The following is a 20,416-nucleotide window of genomic DNA, read 5'->3' on the forward strand; positions in this document are numbered from 1 at the left end:
TTTGTCTTGCGAGGAGCGTTTCACATGTCCTTTCCGTTGTCTTCCGCGCCGGCGCCTGCCGACGCCTTTGCCGATCTTCCCCTGCTGGCCGATGAACCGGTGCCGCCGCGCATCGCCGCTGCGCTTGCCGCGTTGCGCGAAGGGCGCGCGGTCGTGTTGCAGGACGATCACGATCGCGAGAACGAGGCCGACCTGATCGTCGCCGCCGAACGGCTCACCGATGCGACGATGGCGCTCCTGATCCGCGAATGCAGCGGCATCGTGTGCCTGTGCCTGACCGACGAGAAGGTCCGCGCGCTTGAGTTGCCGCCGATGGTGCAACTGAACGAGAGCCGCAACGGCACCGCGTTCACGGTGTCGATCGAGGCGCGCGACGGGGTGTCGACCGGCGTGTCGGCGGCCGACCGCGTGACGACGATCCGCGCGGCGATCGCCGACGCTGCGCGGCCCGCCGACATCGTGCGGCCGGGCCACGTGTTCCCGCTGCGCGCGGCGCCGGGCGGCGTGCTCGCGCGGCGCGGCCATACCGAGGGGACGGTCGACCTGACGATCCTCGCGGGCCTCAAGCCGGCCGGCGTGCTGTGCGAGCTGATGAATCCGGACGGCACGATGACGCGCGGCGACGATGTCGCGCGCTTTGCCGAGCAGCACGACCTGCCGATGCTGACGATCGAGGAACTGGTGGCGTTCCGCACCGCGCTCGCGGCCGCGCGCGAGCGCGACGCATGCGTCGACGCCGCGTGATCGGGTGAGGCGGGCCGCCGGCTTGCGGGCCGGCGGTCGGATTCGGATTCGCGCGCCGGGCGGGCCGGTGAACGGCCCGGACGCCGTGCGCGATGGCTGCGCGCGAACGCGGTGTGCGGCGGCGCGGGTCGGCCGCGTCGCGTCCACCGTGCGCCGCCGCGTGCGAAGCGCGGGCAGGAATCGCGCAGCCTCGTCGGGCGTCCGTCGTGACGACGACCGGCATGCCGCGCGACGATGACGCGCGCGGCCCGAACGGTCCGCGCGCGTCGTCGCAGTCTACGACTGCAGATCCCCGAACGCGCCGCGCGCGCCTGCCGCGACGAGCGCGGGCAGTTCGTCCATCGAGCGCATGATGCGCGTCACGCCGAGCTTGCGCAGCACGTCCTCGTATCCGCCCGGAATGTGGCTCGCGCCCACGAACGCGATCGTCTTCATGCCGGCCGCGCGTGCGGCGTTCAGGCCGGACATGCTGTCCTCGATGACGAGGCAGCGCGACGGATCGACGCCGAGCGAGAGCGCGGCGAACAGATAGACGTCGGGATAGGGCTTGGGATGCGCGACCTGCTCGGCGCTGAACACGCGCTCGCCGAACACGTCGGTCAGCGCCGCGCGCTTGAGCGAGCGCCGCACCCGGTCGAGCCCGCTGTTCGACACCACGGCCACCGGCAGCTTCACCTTCAGCAGGGCCTCGCGCACGCCGGCAATCGGCGTGAGCGAACGGGCGAGCGCGTCCTCGACGCGCTGTTCGATCGTTTGCAGGAAGTCGGGCGGCATCGTGATGCCGTGACGCGTTTCGAGACCCGCGAGAAAGCGCGAGGTCTGCTGGCCGAACGCGGCTTTCGCGTCGGCGGTGAAATTGATGCCGGGGAACGTGTCGGACAGCGTGTCGAACAGCACGCGATCGGCGATCACTTCGCTGTCGACGAGGACGCCGTCGCAGTCGCAGATGAGATGGTCGAGCATAGGAGCAGGGACGAAGGCAGGAATCAGCAGTCAGTCGCCATCATACGTGCTTTCACCCGCGACGCGGTGGGTCGTCTCCATGCAAAAAACCCGCCGGGGCGGGGCCGTCGGCGGGTTTTGGCGGGCCTGGGTGGCCCGCCGCACACATCGCACACATCGCGCTCAGCGCGCCGAATGCAGGTACAGGTAGAGCCCCGCTGCGAGCGAGCCGCCGAGCAGCGGCCCGAGCACGGGCACCCACGCATAGCGCCAGTCGCTGTCGCGCTTGCCCGGGATCGGCAGCAGCGCGTGCATGATGCGCGGCGACAGGTCGCGCGCGGGGCTCATCGCGTAGCCCGTCGGGCCGCCGAGCGAGATGCCGATGCCGAGCACGAGGAGACCGACCGGCAGCGCGTCGAGCGCGCCGAGGCCGACTTGCGGCGCGGCGAGGTACAGCACGCCGAGGATCAGCACGAAGGTGCAGATCGCCTCCGTCAGCACGTTGTGCGTGACGCTGCGGATCGCGGGCGCGGTGCAGAAGACCGCGAGCTTCAGGTCGGGATCGACTTCCTTCGCGAAGTGCTGGCGATACGCGAGCCAGACGAGCAGCGCGCCCGCCATGCCGCCGAGCATCTGCGACACGATGTAGCCGAGCACCTTCGACCACGCGAACTTGCCCGCGAGCGCGAGGCTGATCGTGACGATCGGATTCAGGTGCGCGCCGCTGAACGAGGCGGTCACGTAAACCGCGACGAACACGGCCATCGCCCAGCCCATCACGATCACGATCAGGTCCGCGCCCCGGCCCTTGGTCTTCGCCAGCAATACGTTGGCGACCGCGCCGTTGCCCAGCAGCACGAGGATCGCCGTGCCGATGAATTCTGCAATATAAGGTGACATGTTTGTCTCGCTCTACCAATGCGGCGGACTCGCGCGAAGGTCGCGCGGCCCGCCTGCTATTTCTAATGAAGGGTTGTTTTACCGGTGCCGCAGTTTACTTCGTGTCGTCGGCCCAGGCCTTCGCCGCGCGCACCGCGCGCTGCCAGCCGGACAGACAGGCGCTGACTTCACGGTCCGCCAGCGACGGGGAGAAGCGCTTGTCGAGCTGCCACTGGCTGCGCAGGTCGTCGAGGTTTTCCCAGTAGCCGATCGCGAGACCCGCGAGATACGCGGCGCCGAGCGCCGTGGTCTCGGTGATCTGCGGACGCACCGCGTCGACGCCGAGCAGGTCTGCCTGGAACTGCATCAGCAGATTGTTCGCGCTCGCGCCGCCGTCGACGCGCAGCTCGCCGATGCGGATGCCCGAGTCGGCCTCCATCGCCTTCAGCACGTCGAGCGACTGGTAGGCGATCGAATCGAGCGCCGCGCGCGCGAGGTGCGCGGACGTCGTGCCGCGCGTCACGCCGAACAGCGAGCCGCGCGCGCGCGGGTTCCAGTGCGGCGCGCCGAGGCCGGCGAAGGCGGGCACGAGGTAGACGCCGTCGGTGTGCGGCACGCTGGCCGCGAGCGCTTCGATCTCGGCCGCGCTCTTGATGATGCCGAGGCCGTCGCGCAGCCACTGCACCACCGCGCCCGCGATGAAGATGCTGCCTTCGAGCGCGTAGTTCACCTCGTTGCCGACCTGCCATGCGATCGTCGTCACGAGGTTGTTCTTCGACTCGATCGGCTTGGTCCCGGTGTTCATCATCAGGAAGCAGCCGGTGCCGTAGGTGTTCTTGACCATGCCCGAGGTCGTGCACATCTGGCCGAACAGCGCCGCCTGCTGGTCGCCCGCGATGCCCGCGAGCGGGATCTTCGAGGCGAACACGGTGGTCTTGGTGTTGCCGTAGATCTCCGACGACGCGCGCACTTCCGGCAGCATGCTGCGCGGGATGTCGAGCGCTTCCAGGAGATCGTCGTCCCACTCGCGCGTGTGGATGTTGAACAGCATCGTGCGCGACGCGTTGGTCACGTCGGTCACGTGCAGCTCGTGCTTGGTGAAGTTCCACACGAGCCAGCTGTCGACCGTGCCGAACGCGAGCTTGCCCTGGCGCGCCTTCTCGCGCGCACCCTCGACGTTGTCGAGGATCCAGCGGATCTTGGTGCCGGAGAAGTAGGAGTCGATCGGCAGGCCGGTCTTCGCGCGCACCTTCTCGTCGAGGCCCTGCGCCTTCAGCTGGTCGCAGAAGTCGGCGGTGCGGCGGTCCTGCCACACGATCGCGTTGTAGATCGGCTGGCCGGTCTCGCGATCCCACACGATCGTGGTTTCGCGCTGGTTGGTGATGCCGATCGCGGCGATCGACGTGCCGTTCAGGCCGGCGCGCGTGACGGCTTCCGCCGCGACGCCTGCCTGGGTCGACCAGATTTCCTGCGGGTTGTGCTCGACCCAGCCCGGTTGCGGGTAGATCTGCTCGAATTCCTTCTGAGCGATCGACACGATATTGCCCTGACGATCGAACAGCATCGCGCGGGAGCTGGTGGTGCCCTGGTCGAGAGCGAGAATGTACTGATCCTGCATTTGTCTCATCTCCATGCAAGCGTAGTTGTGATGCGCGCCGCGGGGAGCGGCGCGTGGGGTGTTACCGGACCTTCCGTGCCATTCAGTGCGCAGCCGCGGTCGGTCGGGCGGTCGCGAACCAGGCGTCGAGCGCGGCGGCGACCGTGTCGAGCGTGCCCGGCGCGACATGCAGGCCGAGCTTCGAACGGCGCCACAGCACGTCCTCCGCGCGGGTCGCCCATTCGACGTCGCGCAGGTAGCGCAGCTCCGCTTCGTAGAGACCGGGCGCGATCGGCGCGCCGAGTTCCGCGAGCGAGGTCGCGCCGCCGAGCACGCGCTCGGCGCGCGTGCCGTAGGCGCGCGCATAGCGTCGCGCGAGCCCGGCGGGCAGCCACGGATGACGTTTCGCGAAGGCCTCGGCGAACGGCGCGAAGCGCGCGTCGGCGATGTCGCCGCCGGGCAGCGCCGCGCCGGCCGTCCAGGCGCCGGCGGGCTTGTCGAGCGAGCGGCACAGCAGGTCGGCCGCTTCTTCGGCGAGCTTGCGGAAGGTCGTGATCTTGCCGCCGAACACCGACAGCAGCGGCGCGCCGTTGTCGTCGAGTTCGAGCCGGTAGTCGCGCGTGACCGCGGACGGATTGTCGGCGCCTTCCTCTTCGAGCAGCGGGCGCACGCCGGAATAGGTCCAGTGCACGTCGGCGGGCGAGATCTTACGCTTGAAATAGCGATTGATCGACTCGCACAGGTAGAGCGTTTCGTCGCGGTCGATCGCGACCTTGGCCGGATCGTGGTGATATTCGACGTCCGTCGTGCCGACCAGCGTGTAGTCGTGCTCGTAGGGAATCGCGAAGATGATCCGCTTGTCCGGGTTCTGGAAGATATACGCGTGGTCGTGATCGAACAGGCGCTTCGTGACGATATGGCTGCCCTTCACGAGCCGCACGCTGTGCTGCGCGCCGCGGCCGAGCGCGCCGTGCAGCACCTCGCCGACCCACGGGCCGGCGGCGTTCGCGATCGCGCGCGCGTGCACCGTCAGCGTCTCGCCGTCGGGTTGGCGCAGCTGCGCGACCCATTCGCCGTCGCGGCGCTCGGCCGAGACGAGGCGGGTACGGGTCAGGATGCGCGCGCCGCGCTCCTGCGCGTCGAGCGCGTTCAGCACGACGAGCCGCGCGTCGTCGACCCAGCCGTCCGAGTAGACGAAGCCGCGCTTGATCGAATCGATGAGCGGGGCGCCGGCCGCGTGGCGGCGCATGTCGATGCCGCGCGAACCGGGCAGCAGCTCGCGCCGCGCGAGGTGGTCGTAGAGGAACAGGCCGAGACGGATCAGCCACGCGGGCCGCAGGTTCGGCATGTGCGGCATCACGAAGCGCAGCGGCCACATGATGTGGGGCGCCGCGCGCAGCAGCGTCTCGCGCTCCTGCAGCGCCTTGCGCACGAGCCCGAATTCCTTGTACTCGAGGTAGCGCAGCCCGCCGTGGATCAGCTTCGTGCTGCACGACGAGGTGTGCGAAGCGAGGTCGTCCTGCTCGCAGAGCAGCACCGACAGGCCGCGGCCGGCCGCATCGCGCGCGATGCCCGCGCCGTTGATCCCGCCGCCGACGACGAGCAGATCGTATCGGTTCAGTTGAGTCACCTGCTGTCCCTTATCGTCTTAACAGAAAATGAGACGAACTAGAAATGTTCGAATTCGAAATTTAATGAACAAAATTGAAAAAGTAAAGTTCGTTTAAGAGGGCCGGGTGGCGCTACGGGCAATCCCGGACGATACTCACGGGATCGTGGCAATCCGAGGTGGAACATGCGCAACTGGATGGCGGCCGGCGCGCTCGCGCTCCTGGCCGGATGCGTGGGCACGCCGCCCCTGACGGGCGGCTGGGGCGCGCCGTCGTTCGCCGCGCTGCAGACGCAGTGCGGCGGGGCGGAGGCCGATTACGGCGCGGACGCGCAGCCGGTGTATTCGGCGCTCTACGATGCGTGGGTCGCGAAGCGGCACGGCGGGCTGACGGACGCGCGGTTCTGCGCGTTCGGGCGTGAGCTGGCCGCGCGTCACGCGGCGCTCGGCGCGCGCGACGACGCGGCCGCGCGCGGCGCGTGGGCGGACTATTTCAACGGGGAGCGCGCGAAAGCGCTGAGCTGGCGCGCGGCGGTCGATCCGACGCTGCGCGGCGGTTGAGGACGAGAGACGGCAGGCAACGCGGCGCGCGTGGCGCGCCGCCGGATGCCCGTCAGGCCGCGGGCGGGCGGGCCCGCTTCACGAGAAGCGGTGCTTGATCGATCTGAGGGCGGCGTCGCCGCTTTCGGTGACGCAGTATTTGCGGCCCGAGCCCAGCGCCTCGAGCTTGACGAGCTGACGTTCGAGCAGGGCGTCAAGTTCGTCGCGTTCCATGTCGGCTTGGTCGGGGGCGTCCTTCACAAGCAATAGCGTGGCAAATTCATGCGGACTGAGCATCGTTCTCTCCATGACAACCGTACTGCCCACGTATCGGGAGGCCCGGTACGCGTCACCCAGCGAGGGAAGGCGTGGGGGGAAAAGCCGCTACCGCCGGCACGGTCATCACCGGCTACCCGCATTGCGCGGACAGCCGCGCCGGGATTGGGAGTCTAGTCAATCGCCGGGACTTCTCCAAATCCCGCCCCGAAAATTTTCCGATTGACAGGTTTGGCGCGTCCGAGCGGGTGCGCTTGCGTGGCAACTTCTTGATTTGACTTGAGGTTTGGGTTGCGACGCAACAGCGCGAAGGCGGTCGGTTATCGGTCGTCGGATCGCCGGGCCCCGGGTCTCCGGCTGTTCATTCCGCCACGAACACCTGGGTGCCGGCCGCGGCGACGGTCTCGCTCATCTCCGCTGGCAGCGGCTTGTCGGTGAACAGCGCATGGATCTGGCTCAGGTGGCCCTGGCGCACCAGCGCCGGGCGGCCGAACTTCGAATGGTCGGTGACGAGGTAGACGGTGCGCGCATGCTCCATGATCGCCTCGGCCACCCGCACCTCGCGCGTGTCGAAGTCGCGCAGCGTGCCGTCGGTCTCGATCGCCGAGGTGCCGATGATCGCGTAGTCGACCTTGAACTGGCGGATGAAGTCGATCGCCAGCTCCCCGACGATCCCCTTGTCCCACGGGCGCACGATGCCGCCCGTGATCAGCACCTCGCACTCCGGATAGCCGCTCATCATCGCCGCGACGTTCAGGTTGTTGGTGACCACGCGCAGCCCGTGGTGGCGGTTCAGCGCGCGCGCGACCTCCTCGGTCGTGGTGCCGAGATTGATGAACAGCGACGCCTGGTCGGGGATGTGCGACGCGGCGAGCGCGGCGATGCGGCGCTTCTCGTCGTGGAACATCCGCTGGCGCGCCGTGTACGACACGTTTTCCGAGCTGGTCGGCAGGCTCGCGCCGCCGTGGTAGCGGCGCAGCAGGTTCAGGTCGGCGAGCCAGTTGACGTCGCGGCGGATCGTCTGCGGCGTCACGGCGAAATGCGCGGCGAGATCGTCGACGGTCACGAAACCGTCGCGCTGCACCCAATCGAGCAGTTCCTGCTGGCGCGCGTTGAGGCTGATGCGGGGGTCTCGGGTCATGGGATGCGTGCGAGTCGTTCGGAGGACGGTGGGTACGCGGTATTGTAAGGGTGTTCGAACGAACATTCCGGCGCGCCGTGCGCGCGCGTACCCGTCCTATTCATGATTTGAATGAATGGATTCATGTGATAAATGAATTTGATCGAATCCGCCTTTCACGTTGCAATGGCGGGTTGCGGCCGCGCGGCGCGGCCCGCCTTTCCCGTATCGACCCGAGAGTGCTGACATGACCCGCTTTGCCTGGCAGAACCCGTATCCGACGACGCGCGTGCCCGTGTTCGCGCGCAACCTGGTGTCGACCTCCCATCCGCTCGCGGCGCAGGCCGGCCTGCGGATGCTGTGGAAGGGCGGCAATGCGGTCGACGCGGCGCTCGCGGCCGCGGCGATGATCACGGTGGTCGAGCCGGTGTCGTGCGGCCTCGGCGGCGATGCATTCGCGCTGGTCTGGGATGGCGCGCGGCTGCATGGGCTCAACGCCTCGGGCGTCGCGCCGGCCGCGTGGAACCCCGACTACTTCCGCCGCCGCCACGGCGACGCGGGCGACGGCCTCGCGCGGCAGCCGAAGCGCGGCTGGGACACGGTGACCGTGCCGGGCGTGATCGCGGGTTGGGAGGCGCTGCACGCGAAGTTCGGCTCGCTGCCGTTCGCGGATCTGCTCGAACCCGCGATCGAGGTGGCCGAGCGCGGCCACGCGGTCGCGGCGATCGTCGCGCACAAATGGGCGGCGGCCGTGCCCGAGCTGCACGCGCTGCCGGGCTTCGCCGACACCTTCATGCCGCGCGGGCGCGCGCCCGAGGTCAGCGAGCGGGTGTGTTTCCCGGGCCATGCGCGCACGTTGCGCACGCTCGCGCGCGAAGGCGCGCGCGCGTTCTACGAGGGCAGCCTCGCAGAGGCGATCGCGGGCTTCGCGCGCGACGGCGGCGGTGCGCTGACGGCCGAGGATCTGCGCGGCTACCGGGCCGAATGGGTCGAGCCGATCGGCAAGGACTATCGCGGCCGCACGGTGCACGAGATTCCGCCGAACGGGCAGGGGATCGCCGCGTTGATCGCGCTGGGCATCATGGAGCGTTTCGATCTCGACGGCCTGCCGCTCGACTCGGCCGATGCGCAGCACATCCAGATCGAGGCGATGAAGCTCGCGTTCGCCGACGTGTACCGCTATGTCGCCGAGCCGCGCGCGATGGACGTCACGCCGGAACAGATGCTCGACGACGCCTACCTCGACGCGCGCGCGAAGTTGATCGATCCGAGGCGCGCGACCCATTTCAGCTTCGGCATGCCGCGCGCGGGCGGCACCATCTACCTGAGCGCCGCCGACGAGCGCGGCATGATGGTCAGCTTCATTCAATCGAACTACATGGGCTTCGGTTCCGGGCTCGTGGTGCCGGGCACGGGCATCGCGCTGCAGAACCGCGGCTGCGGGTTCTCGATGGATCCGGCGTCGCCGAACGTGGTGGCGGGCGGCAAGCGGCCGTTCCACACCATCATCCCGGGCTTCGTCACGGAGCAGGCGGCGGGGCGGCGGGAGGCGGTGATGAGCTTCGGCGTGATGGGCGGCGACATGCAGCCGCAGGGCCACCTGCAGACCATCGTGCGGATGCTCGGCTACGGCCAGCAGCCGCAGGCCGCGTGCGATGCGCCGCGCTGGAAGGTCAACCGCGATTTCACGCTCGACGTCGAGTCGACGCTCGATCCGGCGGTGGTCGCCGAGCTGACGGCGCGCGGCCATGCGATCAAGTCGGTTGACGATCCTTACATGGATTTCGGTTCCGGCCAGTTCATCTGGCGACTCGATCGCGACGAGCCCGAGCGCGGCTACGTGGCGGCGAGCGACAGCCGCCGCGACGGGCTCGCGGCCGGGTTTTGAACGGGCGCCGCGCATCGCGCCCGGCGGGCGGCCCACGGGCCGCCTTTTTTATTGGGGCGGCTTTGGAATGACTTGTCTAATATTGGGTAAGCGCTCCGGTGGAACCGCGTCTACCCTGGACGGTCAGTGTTTGAAGGCACGAGCATGAAAGTCCGGCTAAGATGCCCGGACCTATCGACTAACCGATTTCAAAGTGCCGCATTCGACAAGATCGCCAACCGCGCACCTTCGTGCCCGGCCGGGGTCCTGCCGGATACGGCGCTAGGGAGCCCACCATGCAGGCTGAAGCGACGCATGTCATGCCCTGGCGTATCGAAGATATCGACTTGACGAGGATCGACCGCCAGCGCGCGGCGGCGAACGAGGATCTGCTGCTGTTGCTGTGCGCGGCCTCGTTCATCGAGAGCGGGTCCGATCTTTACACCAGCAACCTGAGTCAGTTCTTCGGCGACGATCCGGAAGTATCCGAATGGCTCAACACGCATTGGGAACACGAGGAACTGCAGCACGGCCGCGCGCTGAAGGCGTATATCGCGCACGTGTGGCCCGAGTTCGACTGGGATCGCGCGTTCGCCAGCTTCTTTGACGAATATTCGAAAACCTGTTCGGTCGAGGCGTTCGAGAAGACGCGTGCGCTCGAGATGGTCGCGCGCTGCGTCGTCGAGACCGGCACCGCGACGCTCTACCGCGCGATCAACGAGTGTTCCGACGAGCCCGTGCTCAAGCAGATCACCGACTACATCCGGACCGACGAGGTGCGTCATTACAAGCACTTCTTCAAATATTTCAAGAAGTACAACCGGATCGAGGGCAACGGCCGGCTCGCGGTGCTGGGCGCGTTGCTGCGTCGTGTGATGGAGATCAAGAACGAGGATTCGGAGATCGCGCTGCGGCACGTGTTCGCGACCCGCTATCCGGAGCGCGTCGGCGACGCCGTCTACAACCGCGAGCGCGCGGCGCGCGTCAATGCGCTGGTGCGTCGCAACCTGTCCGCCGACATGTGCGTGAAGATGTTGCTCAAGCCGCTCGACCTGCCCGCGCGGATCCAGCCGGGGGTCCATTACCCGCTTGCCAAGCTGACCCAGCATGTGCTCTTCCGTTGAGCGCGGCGCGCCCTGCTCCGCGAGGATTCCTCCGTGACCGACACCGACCGCGCCGCGCTCGAGCGCGTGCATTACGACGCCTGGCCGTCCGCCGTCGCCGCGCTGTTCGACGGTGCGCGGCTTGCCGCCAAGGCCGGCTTCACCGCGTCGCTGCTGGTGGCCGACGAACTGGACGGCCTGCCGCAGATCCGCACCACGCTGCTCAGCGCGGGCGAGCTGTACGCGCCCGACGCCCGCACGCTGTACTTCGCGCTATGGCCGCAATCGCGCGGCGCGCGCGCGTTGCCGCAGCGGCGCGCGGCGACGCTGAGCTTCGTGTGGGACGGCGCGTTTCATCAGGCGCAGTTGTCGGTCGAGCCCGCCGGCGCGACGCCGGACGGTCTCGCGGTTTTTCGCGCGACGCTGGCGGGCGCGGAGGCGCAGCGGGTCGGTTACGCGCGGCTGGCGACGGGCATCACGTTCGAACTGGGCGAGGCCGCCGATGCGGTGCTGGCGCGCTGGGCGCGCCAGGTCGCGCAGCTGACGGCGCTCGCGAACGCGGCCCCCGCATAGCGACACGCCCCGGGCGGAGCCGGGGCGTGGGGTTCAGTGGCCGCGTTGGCCGCTGCGCGACGAACGGCTGCGGTTCGCGTGCGCGCCGCCGCCGCCCGTGCCGGCCGCCGGTCGGCCGCCGTTGCCGCCGCCGCCTTGCGGCGCGCGCGGCTTGGCGGGCTGTTTGGCCTGCTTCGCCTGACCGCCTTCGCTGCGGCGCGGCGCGGCCTGCGCCGGCGCGGGCCCGCCCGCGCGCGGCGAACGTTGGCCGCCGCCGGCGTTGCCGCCGCGCTGACCCTGACCCTGACCTTGACCTTGACCCTGGCCGCGACGCTGGATCGGCTCCGGCTTCGCGTTCGGATCGGGCTCGAAGCCCGAGATCACTTCCTGCGGAATCTCGCGCTTGATGAGCCGCTCGATGTCGCGCAGCAATTGCTTCTCGTCGACGCAGACGAGCGACACCGCCTCGCCGTTCGCGCCCGCGCGGCCGGTGCGGCCGATCCGGTGCACGTAGTCCTCGGGCACGTTCGGCAGGTCGAAGTTGACGACGTGCGGCAACTGGTCGATGTCGATTCCGCGCGCGGCGATGTCGGTCGCGACCAGCACCTGCAGCGTATTGCTCTTGAATTCCGACAGCGCGCGCGTGCGCGCCGACTGGCTCTTGTTGCCGTGGATCGCGAGCGCGCTGATGCCGTCCTTCGCCAGCTGTTCCGCGAGCCGGTTCGCGCCGTGCTTGGTGCGGGTGAACACGAGCACCTGGAACCAGTTGTGTTCGCGGATCAGGTGGGTCAGCAGCTCGCGCTTGCGGTCGCGGTCGACCGGGTGGATCTTCTGCGCGATCTTTTCGGCGGTGGTGTTGCGGCGAGCGACCTCGATCAGCGCGGGGTTGTCGAGCAGGCTGTCGGCGAGCGCCTTGATCTCATCGGAGAAGGTTGCGGAGAACAGCAGGTTCTGGCGCTTCGGCGGCAGCTTCGCGAGCACGCGCTTGATGTCGTGGATGAAGCCCATGTCGAGCATCCGGTCGGCCTCGTCGAGCACCAGGATGTCGAGCTGCGAGAGATCGATGGTCTTCTGCTGCATGTGGTCGAGCAGGCGGCCGGGCGTCGCGACGACGATGTCGACGCCGCGCCGGAGCGCATCGATCTGCGGATTGATGCTGACGCCGCCGAACATCACGGCCGAGCGCAGCTTCACGTACTTGCTGTACGCGCGCACGCTTTCCTCGACCTGGGCGGCGAGTTCGCGCGTCGGCGTGAGAATCAGCGCGCGCACCGTGCGCTTCGCGCCCGGATGGGACGCATAGAAGGTGTGCAGGCGCTGCAGGATCGGCAGCGTGAAGCCGGCGGTCTTGCCGGTGCCGGTCTGCGCGCCGGCGAGCAGGTCGCCGCCGCCGAGTACGGCGGGGATGGCCTGGGTTTGGATCGGGGTCGGCTCGGTATAACCGAGTTCGTTGACGGCCCGCACCAGCGGTTCGGCGAGGCCGAGGGAAGCGAAAGACATGAGCGACTCTTACTTTATAGGGAGGGGCGAGGTCGCCGCGCGGCCGGCGCGGGAGGACATCGCCAAAAGACAAAAGGGCGCGGCCGCGGTTTCCCGCAGCCGCGCCCCGTTTGCGTCATTCGATACTTAGTCGAGTGGCGCGGAACGCAGATCACTCACCTGCTGCGGCGAGATCGGCGAACCGTTGTTGCCCCACGACGAGCGGATGTACGTAACGACCGCCGCGACTTCCTGATTCGACAGCGATTGCGCAAACGGCGGCATGCCGTACGGGCGCGGATTCTTGAACGTGCTCGGCGGGTAGCCGCCGTTGAGCACCATGCGGATCGGGTTGACCGCCGATTCCATCATGATCGAGTGGTTCTGCGCGAGCGGCGGGTAGGCCGGCGGCTTGCCCTGGCCCGAAGCGCCGTGGCAGGTCGCGCAGTTGTCCGCGTAGATCTTCTTGCCTTGCTCGAGCAGCTCGCCGCCGAATTGCTTCGACGGCTCGTACTGCATGTTCTTCGGCGCCTCGGCCTTCTGCGGAATCGACTTCAGGTAGGTCGACATCGCCCGCGTGTCCTCGTCGCTCATGTACTGCAAGCTGTTGTGGACCACGTCGGCCATCGGGCCGAACACCGCGCCCTTGTTCGACACGCCGGCCTGCAGCAGGTCGGACAGCTCCTGCACGTGCCAGTCACCGAGGCCCAGTTCCTTGTCGTTCGTGAGCGACGGCGCATACCAGTTCTGCAGCGGGATCAGGCCACCCGCGAAGGCCGCCGAACTCACCGGGCCGCCCATCATGTTGATCGAGGTGTGGCACATGCTGCAGTGGCCGAGACCTTCGACGAGATAGGCGCCTCGGTTCCATTCGACCGACTTGGTCGGATCCGGCTTGTACTCGCCTTCCTTGAAGAACAGCGTGCGCCAGCCGATCAGCAGGTTGCGGTTGTTGAACGGGAACTTCAACTCATGCGGACGGCTCGCCACGTTGACCGGCGCGACCGAGCGCATGTACGCGTAGATCGCATCCGAATCGGCGCGCGTGACCTTCGTGTAGCTCGCGAACGGGAAGCCCGGGTACAGCAGGCTGCCGTCCTTCGAGCGGCCGGTGTGCATCGCGCGATAGAAATCGTCGGAGGTCCACTTGCCGATGCCGTACTTGTCGTCCGGCGTGATGTTCGGGGTGTACATCGTGCCGAACGGCGTCGCCATCGGCAGGCCGCCCGCGAAGGGCTTGCCGCCGCGCACCGTGTGGCAGGCGATACAGTCGCCGACGCGCGCGAGGTATTCGCCCTTCTTGATGAGCGCGGCCTGGTCGGCCGGCGTCGCGGCGACGGCCGCTGCGCCGTGCAGCGTGTCGCTGCCGGGCCAGAACACCGGCACGAGCGCTGCTGCCGCGACGATCACGACAGCCGAGAGTGCAAACAGGGACTTGCGTTTCATTTAATCTGTCTCCCGAGCCTTATTGCGGTTCGCTGCCGCAGGCGAGCGGAGTCTTCATCGAACGGGCCGGGGCGGGTACGGGGTTGGCGGGCGCCGGTTGGGCGGCGAGCCACGCCGTCACGGCGGTCACGTCTTCGTCGGAAAGCTTGCTGGCGATCTCGTGCATGCAGTCGGGCGCCTTCGCGTGGCGCGTGCCGGACCGCCATGCGCCGATCTGCGCGCTCAGGTAGTCGCTGTGCAGGCCGACGAGACCCGGGATCGCGGGCTGCATGCCGGTCAGCGCGGTGCCGTGGCAGGCCACGCACGCGGGCAGCTTGCGCGCCGGATCGCCGTGCAGCGCGAGCTGCTTGCCGCGCTCGACGGTCGCCGCCGGCAGCGTCGGCTTCGCGGGCGTCGGGTAGGGCGGACGCTGTTCCGAGAAGTGCCGCGCGATCTCGTGCAGGTAATCGTCGTTCAGGTACGTCAGCAGATAGTTCATCGGCGGGTACTTGCGGCGGCCGTCACGGAAATTGACGAGCTGGTTGTACAAGTACTCGGCCGGCTTGCCCGCGAGACGCGGGAAGTAATCGTTATCGGTGCCCTGGCCCTGGGTGCCATGACATGCCGTACAGCCGCGCACACGCTCGGCCATCGTATCCGGCGCCTTGAGCGGCGCCTGGGCCGCGGCTTGCTCCGTGGGCTTGGTCTGCGCCTGCGCAGTGCTCAGGAAGCCCGCTCCGCCGATCAACAGAACGGCGAGCAGCGGACGGAAGAGGCGTCTTGAAGACAAACGAGACTCCATTGTTATTCGTCGGGGACCTGACCGGGCTTCGATCGGCCCGGCGTGACGGCGGTAACGGCAAACGGCAGGCAGCAGGGCTGCTGCGCCGCGGCATTCTATCATCGATGGGTAATCCCGGCTATTTGGCGCGGCCGACGCGGTTCCGTCAATGCGCGCCATTGCGACAATTTGACGCTGAAATGATGCGCGGGCGGTGAACCCGGCTGCGCATCCGGCATCGAAGACCGTACACTCGCGGGTCGCGCGAGGCCGTTGCGGCGGCCTTTTCGTGGCATTCGTTTACTTTTTCCGATCCAGCCGATGACGCTTCTTGCCGTGCAATTGCTCGAAAACAACAGTTCCGCCTCCCGGTCCGCCGCGCTCCCGTCCTGCACCGTCGCGCAAGGCGGTGCGCGATGAAGCTCGACAGCCTGTGGTTCGGTCAGGTCGCGCTGGCCGCGTTGATGGACATCGCGTTCGCGATGGCGGTCGGCTCGGCGCTGCTGAAGGGCTGGCTCGCGAAGGACGGTGCGCGGCCGCGCATCGCGCCGTCGCATCCGGCCTGGCTGCGCGCCCAGCGCTCGCTGGTCGTCGCGGCCGCGGTGCTGCTGCTGGCCGACTGCGGCTGGCTGGTCTATCAGGCCGCCTCGATGAGCGGCGCGGGCCTCGGCGGCGCGCTCGACGCGCTGCCCGTGGTGCTGATTCAGACGCATACCGGCCATGCCTGGGGCGTCGCGGCGGGCGGCGCGTTGCTGCTGCTGGCGGTCGCGCTCGCGCGGCCGGACAGCCCGCTCTCCTATGCGCTGCTGTGGTTCGCGGTGATCGCGATCGCCGCGGGCAAGGCCTCGCTCGGCCACGCGGCCGACGCGGGCACGTTCTCGGCCGCGGCCGGCGTGCAGGCGCTGCACCTGCTCGCGACCGCCGTCTGGGGCGGCCTCGTGCTCGCGGGCGGGCTGGCGGTGCTGCCCGCGCTCGGCTCGTCGATCGCGCGCGGCGCGTTGATCCGCGTCGCGCAGCCGCTGTCGCGGCTGTCCCTGGTCGCGTTCGGGTTCGTGCTGGCGACGGGTGCGCTGAACGTGGTGCGCGGCCTCGGCGGCTCGCTCGCGCCGCTCGACGGCAGCACCTGGGGGCGCGTCCTGCTGCTCAAGCTGTCGCTCGTCACGCTCGCGGTGCTGCTGGGCGGCCTGAACCGCACTGCCGCGCTGCCGCGCCTGCGGCGCACCGCGTCGACCGAGGACGCCCACACCTTCTGCAACATACTGCACCTCGAGGCGCTGACGATGATCGGCGTGTTCATCGCGGCGGCGGTGCTGTCGTTCAGCGTGCCGGGGTTCGCGGCGCTGGGCTGATGCGCGACGGGAGGGGCGCTCCGCCGGGCGGCGCTCCGCCGTTCACCACTCGGCGACGCTGCCGTCCGCGTGGCGCCACACGGGGTTGCGCCAGCGGTGGCCGACGCGGGCCATCTCGCGAACCTTGTCCTCGTTGACCTCGATGCCGAGCCCCGGGCCCTGCGGGATCGCCACGAAGCCATCCTCGTAGCGGAACACCTCGGGGTTGCGCAGGTAGTCGAGCAGGTCGTTGCCCTGGTTGTAGTGGATGCCGAGGCTCTGTTCCTGAATGAAGGCGTTGTAGCTGACCGCGTCGAGCTGCAGGCACGCGGCCAGCGCGATCGGCCCGAGCGGGCAGTGCAGCGCGAGCGCGACGTCGTAGGCTTCCGCGAGGGTGGCGATCTTGCGGCACTCGGTGATGCCGCCCGCGTGCGAGGCGTCGGGCTGGATGATGTCGACGTAGCCGCCCGCGAGCACCTGCTTGAAGTCCCAGCGCGAGTAGAGCCGCTCGCCCAGCGCGATCGGCGTGCCGGTCTGGCTCGCGATGTCGCGCAGCGCCTCCGCGTGCTCGGACAGCACCGGCTCCTCGATGAACATCAGCTTGTACGGGTCGAGTTCCTTCGCGAGCACCTTGGCCATCGGCTTGTGCACGCGGCCATGGAAATCGACGCCGATGCCGACGTGCGGGCCGACCGCCTCGCGCACCGCCGCGACGTTCGCGATCACCTGCTCGACCTTGTCGAACGAGTCGACGATCTGCAGTTCCTCCGAGCCGTTCATCTTGACCGCCTTGAAGCCGCGGTCGACCACCGCGCGCGCGTTGGCCGCGACGTCGTGCGGACGGTCGCCGCCGATCCACGAATAGACCTTGATGCGGTCGCGGACCTGGCCGCCGAGCAGCGCGTGGATGGGCGCGTCGTGATGCTTGCCCTTGATGTCCCACAGCGCCTGGTCGACGCCCGCGATCGCGCTCATGGTGATCGGGCCGCCGCGATAGAAGCCGGCGCGGTACATCACCTGCCAGTGATCCTCGATGCGCAGCGGGTCCTGGCCGATCAGGTAGTCGGCCAGCTCGTGCACGGCGGCTTCGACCGTGTGCGCGCGACCCTCGACGATCGGCTCGCCCCAGCCGACCAGCCCCGCGTCGGTCTCGATCTTCAGGAACAGCCAGCGGGGCGGGACGATGAAGGTCTCGATGCGGGTGATTTTCATCGCGGGAGTCTCCTGGTCGGGTGCGATCGGAACGATGCGTCGATACTACACCGGTCGTTTTAAAAGTAGTATTAATAGTATTAATGTGCACATAGTGGTCTTCCGGCGCGCGCCGGCGGCTGCCCGAACCGGAGAACCGTCATGCAACGCGATCTGCATGGACAAACCGCCTACCGGCTCGCCACGACGATCCTGCGCGGCGATTACCCGCCCGACGCGACGTTGCCGCGCGAGGCTGACCTGATGGCGTGCTACGGCGTGAGCCGGACTGTCTTGCGCGAGGCGCTGCGCACGCTGACCTCGAAGGGGCTGCTGGAGTCGCGCCCGAAAGTCGGCACGCGGGTGCGGCCGCGCGCGGCCTGGAACCTGCTCGATGCGGATCTGCTCGCGTGGTACGCGCAGGTCGCGCCGCCACTCGCGTTCGCGCTGAAGCTCCAGGAGATGCGCGAGATGATCGAGCCCCACGCCGCCGCGCTCGCGGCGCGCGCGGCCACGGCCGATGCGCTGGCCGCGCTGGGCGCCGCGCACGCGGCGATGGCGGCCGCCGATCAGGTCGACGAATGGGTGCGCGCCGATCTGCAGTTCCATCTGGGCGTGCTGGCGGCGGGCGGCAACGAGCTGCTGATGCCGCTCGGCGCGCTGATCGACCGCACGCTCGAGGCGCAATTGCGCGTGAACGCTCGGCGCGCCGACGTGTTCAATGCGTCGCTCGCGGAGCATACGGCGGTGTACGACGCGATCGTCGCGCGCGATGCGACGCGCGCGCGGGCGGCGATGGCCGCTTTGCTGGCGGGCACGCGCGCGCGCATCGAGGGTTGACGCGCACGGGGCCGCTTGCGCCGCGCGACGCCCGGCGCTACCGTTGGCGGGTCCGGCGCGCGCAGGCGGTCGGCCGGCGGTTCCAGATCAATTCAGGAGACGAACATGCTGCATACCGGCAGTTGCCATTGCGGCAACGTGAAGTTCGAGGTGGAAGGCGAGATCGACGGCGCGCTCGCGTGCAACTGCTCGATCTGCGCGCGCAAGGGTGCGCTGCTGTGGTTCGTGCCGCGCGACGCGCTGCATCTGCTCACGCCGCAGGATGCGCTGCGCGCCTACACGTTCAACCAGCACGTGATCCAGCACCGTTTCTGTCCGACCTGCGGGATCCATCCGTTCGCCGAGGCCGTCGATCCGACGGGCCGGCCGATGGCGGCGATCAATCTGCGCTGCGTGGACGGCGTCGACGTGGACGCGGTGCCGGTTCGCCACTACGACGGGCGCTCGCGCTGAGCGCGCGGCCGGTCGTGTTCAGCCCGGCTGACGCTGCACGACGCGCTTCAGCACCCAGTGGATCGACGAGCCGTCGGCGGGCGGATTCGGCACCTTGTATTCGTTGATTTCGAGCACGTACTGGAAGCCCGGCTGGAAATCGAAGCCCTCGATGCCCGCGTACCAGAGCGACCACGGTTCGTTCGGCGTATTGCGCACCTGCAGGCATTCCATCGGCGCGACGCCGACGCAGCGCGCCTTCTGCGGCGCGACATAGACGGTGCGGGTCACCGCCTGGCCGTCGGCCGGCCGTTGCGCGGCGACGGGCGCCGGCGCGTCGTTGGTCTGGCAGCCGGCGAGACCGGCCGCGCCGGCCAGCGTGACGGCCGCGAGCAGCAGCGGCGTGCGAAAGGTCGGGATCATGCTGTTCCTCGTCAAGAAAGAGGCGCTTGGACCGGACCGGGGCCGCCGGGTTCAACGGCGCGCGGGTTGTCACGCGGGCGCCGCCTGCCAGCCGAGCCCCAGGCTCTTCTGCAGCGACACGAAATCCTTCAGCAATTCCGCGCGGCCGGCAATCACGTTCTGTTGCGCGCCGAGCGCGTCGCGCTGCGTGTCGAGCAGGTCGATCAGGGTCGAGACGCCGGCCGTGTAGCGCGCGCGCAGCAGTGTTTCCGCATGGTCCGCCGAGGCGGCCACCTTCTGCAGCGTGTCGACGTGATCGCGCTGATGGCCGTAGCGCGACAGCGCGGAATTCGCATCCTGCAGCGCGGCCAGCACGGTTTTCACGTAGCGCGCGTCCGCCTCGTCGCGCGACGCCTCGGCCGCGTGCACCGCGCCGAGCGTGCGGCCGAAGTCCAGCACGTTCCATTGCAGATAGGGCGCGCCGAGCCAGCTGAAATCGCGCTTGCGCAGCAGGTGGCCGGGATCGCTCGCGCTGAAGCCGAGATCGCCGAGCAGCGTGAGCTTCGGGAAGAAGTCAGCGACGTGTTCGCCGATCTGCGCGTTGCTCGACGCGAGCCGGCGCTCGGCCGCGCGGATGTCGGGCCGCCGCTGCAGCAGCGCGGTCGGGTCGCCGATCGCGACCTCGGCGGGCAGCGCGGGCAGCGCGCGCGCGTCGCCGAGCGCGGCGTCGAGCGCGCCGGGCGCCTGGCCGGTCAGCACCGCGAGCCGGTCGAGCGAATCGGTGATCTGGGCGTCGAGCGGGATCAGCGTCGCACGCGTGTTTTCCAGCTGGCTGGTGAGTCGTTCGATGTCGCTGTCGTCGGCGACGCCGCGTGCGCGGCGCTGTTGCGTGAGCGCGAGCATCTGCTGCTGGAGCCCGGCCGAGCGGCGCGACAGCGCGAGCCGCTGCTGCTGGTCGCGCAGGTCGATGTACGCGCTCGCGACCTCGGCCGCGAGCGACACCTGGGTGTCGGCGAGATCGGCCTGTACCGCGTCGGCCTGCGCGGACGCGGCTTCGATCGCGCGTCGGGTGCCGCCGAACAGGTCGATCTCCCAACTGGCATCGAAGCCCGCCGTGTAGAGCTGCAGCGGTCCGCCGCCGCCGAGCGAGGCGGGCAGCGCGCTGCTGGGCAGCGCGAGCGTGCCGAGGTCGGGCGAGCGGGTGCGCAGCGCGGCGGCATCCGTCGACACCTTGGGCAGGGCGTTCGCGCGCTGCTGCGTGAGCTGCGCGCGCGCCTCGCGCCGGAGCGCCCGCGCGGCGTGCAGGGCC

Annotated in this window: 20 protein-coding genes; 8 read left to right on the forward strand and 12 right to left on the reverse strand. The window is 69.0% G+C overall.

The genetic code is table 11. The features are described 5' to 3' along the window. Nucleotides 1-24: 24 nt before the first annotated feature. Nucleotides 25-744, forward strand: coding sequence for a 3,4-dihydroxy-2-butanone-4-phosphate synthase (gene ribB, locus AC1RQF_RS29980; protein ID WP_273999035.1), 720 nt, complete (start codon nucleotides 25-27; stop codon nucleotides 742-744). 276 nt (nucleotides 745-1,020) lie between these two features. Here ribB and AC1RQF_RS29985 read toward each other — a convergent pair whose 3' ends face one another. The 4 genes from AC1RQF_RS29985 to glpD all read right to left on the reverse strand — a co-directional run bounded on the left by AC1RQF_RS29985 (nucleotide 1,021) and on the right by glpD (nucleotide 5,792). Next, entirely contained in the window at nucleotides 1,021-1,707 is a 687-nt protein-coding gene (locus AC1RQF_RS29985; protein WP_273999033.1) for an HAD family hydrolase, read from the reverse strand. A gap of 162 nt (nucleotides 1,708-1,869) precedes the next feature. Continuing rightward, a complete protein-coding gene (locus AC1RQF_RS29990; protein WP_273999031.1) occupies nucleotides 1,870-2,586 on the reverse strand; it encodes an MIP/aquaporin family protein in 717 nt (238 codons plus the stop codon). 94 nt (nucleotides 2,587-2,680) lie between these two features. Beyond that, entirely contained in the window at nucleotides 2,681-4,183 is a 1,503-nt protein-coding gene (gene glpK / locus AC1RQF_RS29995) for a glycerol kinase GlpK (RefSeq protein WP_273999030.1), read from the reverse strand. 82 nt (nucleotides 4,184-4,265) lie between these two features. Further along, on the reverse strand, nucleotides 4,266-5,792 hold the full coding sequence (gene glpD / locus AC1RQF_RS30000; protein ID WP_492873700.1) for a glycerol-3-phosphate dehydrogenase: 1,527 nt from the start codon (nucleotides 5,790-5,792) through the stop codon (nucleotides 4,266-4,268). A 165-nt stretch (nucleotides 5,793-5,957) separates the two neighbouring features. Here glpD and AC1RQF_RS30005 point away from each other — a divergent pair, with 165 nt between their 5' ends. After that, a complete protein-coding gene (locus AC1RQF_RS30005; RefSeq protein ID WP_273999026.1) occupies nucleotides 5,958-6,332 on the forward strand; it encodes a hypothetical protein in 375 nt (124 codons plus the stop codon). Between the two features lie 78 nt (nucleotides 6,333-6,410). Here AC1RQF_RS30005 and AC1RQF_RS30010 read toward each other — a convergent pair whose 3' ends face one another. Together AC1RQF_RS30010 and AC1RQF_RS30015 are read right to left on the reverse strand one after the other, a co-directional pair. After that, nucleotides 6,411-6,608 (reverse strand): hypothetical protein, encoded by a 198-nt coding sequence (locus AC1RQF_RS30010; RefSeq protein ID WP_273999025.1) that lies wholly within the window; start codon nucleotides 6,606-6,608, stop codon nucleotides 6,411-6,413. Nucleotides 6,609-6,948: 340 nt separating this feature from the next. Continuing rightward, nucleotides 6,949-7,794, reverse strand: a complete 846-nt coding sequence (locus AC1RQF_RS30015) for a DeoR/GlpR family DNA-binding transcription regulator (RefSeq protein ID WP_443111533.1) — start codon at nucleotides 7,792-7,794, stop codon at nucleotides 6,949-6,951. 160 nt (nucleotides 7,795-7,954) lie between these two features. Between AC1RQF_RS30015 and AC1RQF_RS30020 the strand changes: the two genes are divergently transcribed. From AC1RQF_RS30020 to AC1RQF_RS30030, 3 genes are all read left to right on the forward strand, one after another. Next, entirely contained in the window at nucleotides 7,955-9,595 is a 1,641-nt protein-coding gene (locus AC1RQF_RS30020) for a gamma-glutamyltransferase family protein (protein ID WP_273999023.1), read from the forward strand. Nucleotides 9,596-9,870: 275 nt separating this feature from the next. Next, a complete protein-coding gene (locus AC1RQF_RS30025) occupies nucleotides 9,871-10,698 on the forward strand; it encodes a ferritin-like domain-containing protein (RefSeq protein ID WP_273999022.1) in 828 nt (275 codons plus the stop codon). Between the two features lie 33 nt (nucleotides 10,699-10,731). Then, nucleotides 10,732-11,250, forward strand: a complete 519-nt coding sequence (locus AC1RQF_RS30030) for a hypothetical protein (protein WP_273999020.1) — start codon at nucleotides 10,732-10,734, stop codon at nucleotides 11,248-11,250. 33 nt (nucleotides 11,251-11,283) lie between these two features. On the opposite strand, the gene AC1RQF_RS30035 is transcribed toward AC1RQF_RS30030, so the two are convergent. From AC1RQF_RS30035 to AC1RQF_RS30045, 3 genes are all read right to left on the reverse strand, one after another. Beyond that, nucleotides 11,284-12,729, reverse strand: a complete 1,446-nt coding sequence (locus tag AC1RQF_RS30035) for a DEAD/DEAH box helicase (RefSeq protein WP_492873704.1) — start codon at nucleotides 12,727-12,729, stop codon at nucleotides 11,284-11,286. Nucleotides 12,730-12,855: 126 nt separating this feature from the next. Then, a complete protein-coding gene (locus AC1RQF_RS30040; RefSeq protein WP_273999017.1) occupies nucleotides 12,856-14,154 on the reverse strand; it encodes a c-type cytochrome in 1,299 nt (432 codons plus the stop codon). Between the two features lie 19 nt (nucleotides 14,155-14,173). After that, complete coding sequence (locus AC1RQF_RS30045; protein WP_273999015.1) at nucleotides 14,174-14,935, reverse strand: c-type cytochrome; 762 nt, start codon at nucleotides 14,933-14,935, stop codon at nucleotides 14,174-14,176. 395 nt (nucleotides 14,936-15,330) lie between these two features. Here AC1RQF_RS30045 and AC1RQF_RS30050 point away from each other — a divergent pair, with 395 nt between their 5' ends. Further along, entirely contained in the window at nucleotides 15,331-16,263 is a 933-nt protein-coding gene (locus tag AC1RQF_RS30050) for a CopD family protein (protein ID WP_492873707.1), read from the forward strand. Nucleotides 16,264-16,305: 42 nt separating this feature from the next. Here AC1RQF_RS30050 and dgoD read toward each other — a convergent pair whose 3' ends face one another. After that, complete coding sequence (gene dgoD, locus AC1RQF_RS30055; protein WP_273999011.1) at nucleotides 16,306-17,454, reverse strand: galactonate dehydratase; 1,149 nt, start codon at nucleotides 17,452-17,454, stop codon at nucleotides 16,306-16,308. A 141-nt stretch (nucleotides 17,455-17,595) separates the two neighbouring features. Between dgoD and AC1RQF_RS30060 the strand changes: the two genes are divergently transcribed. Beyond that, complete coding sequence (locus tag AC1RQF_RS30060) at nucleotides 17,596-18,273, forward strand: FadR/GntR family transcriptional regulator (protein ID WP_273999009.1); 678 nt, start codon at nucleotides 17,596-17,598, stop codon at nucleotides 18,271-18,273. A 105-nt stretch (nucleotides 18,274-18,378) separates the two neighbouring features. Continuing rightward, nucleotides 18,379-18,726 carry a GFA family protein gene (locus tag AC1RQF_RS30065; RefSeq protein ID WP_273999007.1) on the forward strand — a complete coding sequence of 116 codons (348 nt, stop codon included), beginning with the start codon at nucleotides 18,379-18,381 and terminating at the stop codon, nucleotides 18,724-18,726. Nucleotides 18,727-18,744: 18 nt separating this feature from the next. Here AC1RQF_RS30065 and AC1RQF_RS30070 read toward each other — a convergent pair whose 3' ends face one another. Then, nucleotides 18,745-19,128 carry a DUF4377 domain-containing protein gene (locus tag AC1RQF_RS30070; protein ID WP_492873710.1) on the reverse strand — a complete coding sequence of 128 codons (384 nt, stop codon included), beginning with the start codon at nucleotides 19,126-19,128 and terminating at the stop codon, nucleotides 18,745-18,747. Nucleotides 19,129-19,197: 69 nt separating this feature from the next. Continuing rightward, nucleotides 19,198-20,416: efflux transporter outer membrane subunit (locus tag AC1RQF_RS30075; protein ID WP_492873711.1), on the reverse strand; the 1,219-nt coding region annotated here is incomplete at its 5' end.

It is taken from the genome of Burkholderia sp. GW821-FHT14F03, from assembly GCF_058803765.1.

Bases quoted from the DNA above. Each gene is read 5' to 3' on its own strand.
- ribB (WP_273999035.1), top strand. From the start codon at position 25: ATGTCCTTTCCGTTGTCTTCCGCGCCGGCGCCTGCCGACGCCTTTGCC.
- AC1RQF_RS29985 (WP_273999033.1), bottom strand. From the start codon at position 1,707: ATGCTCGACCATCTCATCTGCGACTGCGACGGCGTCCTCGTCGACAGC.
- AC1RQF_RS29990 (WP_273999031.1), bottom strand. From the start codon at position 2,586: ATGTCACCTTATATTGCAGAATTCATCGGCACGGCGATCCTCGTGCTG.
- glpK (WP_273999030.1), bottom strand. From the start codon at position 4,183: ATGCAGGATCAGTACATTCTCGCTCTCGACCAGGGCACCACCAGCTCC.
- AC1RQF_RS30005 (WP_273999026.1), top strand. From the start codon at position 5,958: ATGCGCAACTGGATGGCGGCCGGCGCGCTCGCGCTCCTGGCCGGATGC.
- AC1RQF_RS30010 (WP_273999025.1), bottom strand. From the start codon at position 6,608: ATGCTCAGTCCGCATGAATTTGCCACGCTATTGCTTGTGAAGGACGCC.
- AC1RQF_RS30015 (WP_443111533.1), bottom strand. From the start codon at position 7,794: ATGTTCGTTCGAACACCCTTACAATACCGCGTACCCACCGTCCTCCGA.
- AC1RQF_RS30020 (WP_273999023.1), top strand. From the start codon at position 7,955: ATGACCCGCTTTGCCTGGCAGAACCCGTATCCGACGACGCGCGTGCCC.
- AC1RQF_RS30025 (WP_273999022.1), top strand. From the start codon at position 9,871: ATGCAGGCTGAAGCGACGCATGTCATGCCCTGGCGTATCGAAGATATC.
- AC1RQF_RS30035 (WP_492873704.1), bottom strand. From the start codon at position 12,729: ATGTCTTTCGCTTCCCTCGGCCTCGCCGAACCGCTGGTGCGGGCCGTC.
- AC1RQF_RS30040 (WP_273999017.1), bottom strand. From the start codon at position 14,154: ATGAAACGCAAGTCCCTGTTTGCACTCTCGGCTGTCGTGATCGTCGCG.
- AC1RQF_RS30045 (WP_273999015.1), bottom strand. From the start codon at position 14,935: ATGGAGTCTCGTTTGTCTTCAAGACGCCTCTTCCGTCCGCTGCTCGCC.
- AC1RQF_RS30050 (WP_492873707.1), top strand. From the start codon at position 15,331: ATGAAGCTCGACAGCCTGTGGTTCGGTCAGGTCGCGCTGGCCGCGTTG.
- dgoD (WP_273999011.1), bottom strand. From the start codon at position 17,454: ATGAAAATCACCCGCATCGAGACCTTCATCGTCCCGCCCCGCTGGCTG.
- AC1RQF_RS30060 (WP_273999009.1), top strand. From the start codon at position 17,596: ATGCAACGCGATCTGCATGGACAAACCGCCTACCGGCTCGCCACGACG.
- AC1RQF_RS30065 (WP_273999007.1), top strand. From the start codon at position 18,379: ATGCTGCATACCGGCAGTTGCCATTGCGGCAACGTGAAGTTCGAGGTG.
- AC1RQF_RS30070 (WP_492873710.1), bottom strand. From the start codon at position 19,128: ATGATCCCGACCTTTCGCACGCCGCTGCTGCTCGCGGCCGTCACGCTG.